Origin of the sequence: Zhongshania sp. (genome assembly GCF_041623545.1) — a bacterium.
Taxonomy (GTDB): Bacteria; Pseudomonadota; Gammaproteobacteria; order Pseudomonadales; family Spongiibacteraceae; genus Spongiibacter.
Map to the genome: position 1 here is coordinate 1 of NZ_JBFJWS010000386.1, position 2,601 is coordinate 2,601.

Consider the following 2,601-nt stretch of genomic DNA (forward strand, 5'->3'; position numbering starts at 1 on the left):
TCATTACTTGCATCGCAATAGGGACGGTTTGTTCATTTTCTGCCCTGCGTCGAGCGGTAACTAGAACTTCTTCAAGTAGTGTCTCCGCGGCAACGGCTGGGGGAATATAAGTGGCAGAGCTTGCCGCAGCTAATACGGTTAACGTCATTGCAGGGCGTAGCCATGCATGACGAAGATGTTCATTTATTTTCATTATTAACTTCCTCAAAAGAAACACTCGAGACCGAAATTTGTTAGTGAATTTCCAGAGGCTTGTTTGCTTGCGCCATATGGCAATTTCAATCAACGCGCTGGTCCGGTATCAGGACAATTACACACGCCACAAGCTAGGGTTAATCATTTTGTGAAACCAATGAGGCATATGGCGCATATTTTACTTTCTAAGGCGGCAGTCAGCTTCTTGTTGAGGCGGAACGCTAAACGGCTATTATGGATGCTGTGACTTACATTCGCCGCAGGGTAACTCAGTGAAAAATATCGCGATCCTTCTTCATCTTAGTCTTGTCGTACTCTATTTTTATATGGCCGAAGTGCAGCTTAATGATCCAGACCCACTCTACTGGATCTGCACCTATGGCATTGCTGCATTGTTTCCTTTGAGTCGAGTCTTTGGGCGTGATATCGCTAAGTTCGCGCCTTTTGCGCTGGGCTTGGTGGTCGCGGGCTTGCTGGCGTCCGCTCCTGGCTTTTTAGATTATTTGCGCTCGGGTGATTACAGCTCGTTGACTGGAAGTATGTCGCTTGCTCCCTACGTCGAATACGCTCGTGAGTTTTTGGGTTTGATAATTGCGACTGTGGGGATTCTCTTTTATTGGCTCCGTCCGAGTGGAGGTGGGAGGTCGTGGTAACCGTGCGTTAATTGCCTCACTAATTTCGCCTAATGATTAACCATAATTAGGCCAGCTCACTACACTTTGCAATCAAGGCCGCTGCCGTTGCGATTACGCAGCGCACTGACTGAAATTGCGAGGTCGAGATGACGTGTAAAACTAGCGATGTGCCCAAGCCGACAGAGATTGATATTCCCGCCCTTAAACGTAAATACCAGCAGGAGCGTGATAAACGCTTGAAGGCCAAGGGTAGCGAAGCGATTTTTCGACCGGCAGTTGAAAATCAACAGCGCTATGCGATTGACCCCCACCAAGCGCGAATTGACCGGAAACCGATCACTGAGGAGCTCGACGTAGTGGTGCTCGGCGCTGGATTTTCGGGCATTTTGGCCTCTTATCACTTAATGCAGGCGGGTGTGCAAAATATTCGCAATATCGATCAAGCTGGTGATTTTGGCGGGGTGTGGTATTGGAATCGCTATCCGGGTATTCAGTGCGATAACGACGCCTATTGTTATTTGCCGCTGCTAGAAGAGACGGGGTTTATACCGTCTAAGAAATTCTCAGACGGCGCTGAAATTTACCAGTACTGTCGGTCATTGGCTGCGCAATTTGGTTTTCGTGACAAGGCCTTGTTTCATACGTTAATTACCGCCTTACGCTGGGATAAAGCCTCAAATCGCTGGCAGATTAAGACAAATCGCGGCGACACCTTGCGCGCTAAGTTCGTGATCATGGCTTGTGGTGTACTGAATATGCCGAAGCTGCCAAGCATTCCGGGTATTGATGAATACCGCGGTGAAATGTTTCATACCGCCCGCTGGAATTACAACTATACAGGCGGCTCTTATACGCAGCCGGCGCTGAATAAATTAACTGATAAGCGAGTAGCGATTGTGGGCACCGGTGCGACGGCGATTCAGGCGATTCCGGCGCTGGCCAAATATGCTAAGCAGCTCTACGTCGTTCAGCGCACGCCATCCAGTGTCGATGAGCGACCTAATCCCCCCACCGACCCGGCGTGGATGCAGGGTTTAGAGCCGGGCTGGCAAGCTGCGCGTAAGGCCAATTTTCAGCGTGCGGCAATGGAGGCCTTTTTGCCGGGAGAACCGGATTTGGTTTGTGATATCTGGACTGAAGTGAGTCGTAACCTCGCCAGTGAACTCGCAGATGAAGGCTGGCCGGCGTTGGCGAGTGAGGAGTTTGTCGCGCGGCGTGAGATAGTTGATTTTCAAGTAATGGAGCGGCTTCGGCGCCGCGTCGATACGCTGGTTAATGACCCTGAAACGGCGGAAGCCCTCAAGCCTTACTACCGCTTTCTCTGCAAGCGGCCACTGTCGAATAATGATTATTATGCCTGCTTCAATCAGAGTAATGTTGAACTCGTCGATGTGTCGGGGAGTCAGGGGCTTGAGCAAATGACCGAGACCGGGTTTGTCAGCAATGGCACTGAATACCCAGTGGACTGCATGATTTTTGCCAGTGGCTTTGAAGTAAGTAGTGAGCTAGAGCGGCGCTGGGGTATTGATGTGATCGCAGGGCGAGATGGAAAGTCGCTCTATGATCACTGGCGGGGAGGACCGCTTACTTTGCATGGCACCATGACCCACGGATTTCCAAATCAATTTTTTATTGGCTACATACAGGGCGGCTTAAACGCCACGACCACTGAGCAGTTTGGCCGGCAGGCCTATCATATTAGCTATATAGTCGCAGAGGCTTTACAGCGGGGCTTGAAGACAGTAGAGCCCAGTCTCGAGGCGCAAATTAA

At 50.4% G+C, this 2,601-nt stretch carries 3 protein-coding genes; 2 read left to right on the top strand and 1 reads right to left on the bottom strand.

Going from position 1 to position 2,601, the window contains the following annotated elements; translation table 11 throughout:
• Positions 1–193 (bottom strand): hypothetical protein (locus tag ABYT30_RS18280; RefSeq protein WP_373097943.1); only part of this gene is annotated, 193 nt, incomplete at its 3' end.
• A gap of 274 nt (positions 194–467) precedes the next feature.
• Between ABYT30_RS18280 and ABYT30_RS18285 the strand changes: the two genes are divergently transcribed.
• Both ABYT30_RS18285 and ABYT30_RS18290 read left to right on the top strand, forming a co-directional pair.
• Positions 468–848: a transmembrane 220 family protein gene (locus ABYT30_RS18285; protein ID WP_373097945.1), complete on the top strand. Its 381-nt coding sequence runs from the start codon at positions 468–470 to the stop codon at positions 846–848.
• 128 nt (positions 849–976) lie between these two features.
• Positions 977–2,601 (top strand): flavin-containing monooxygenase (locus tag ABYT30_RS18290; protein ID WP_373097947.1); only part of this gene is annotated, 1,625 nt, incomplete at its 3' end.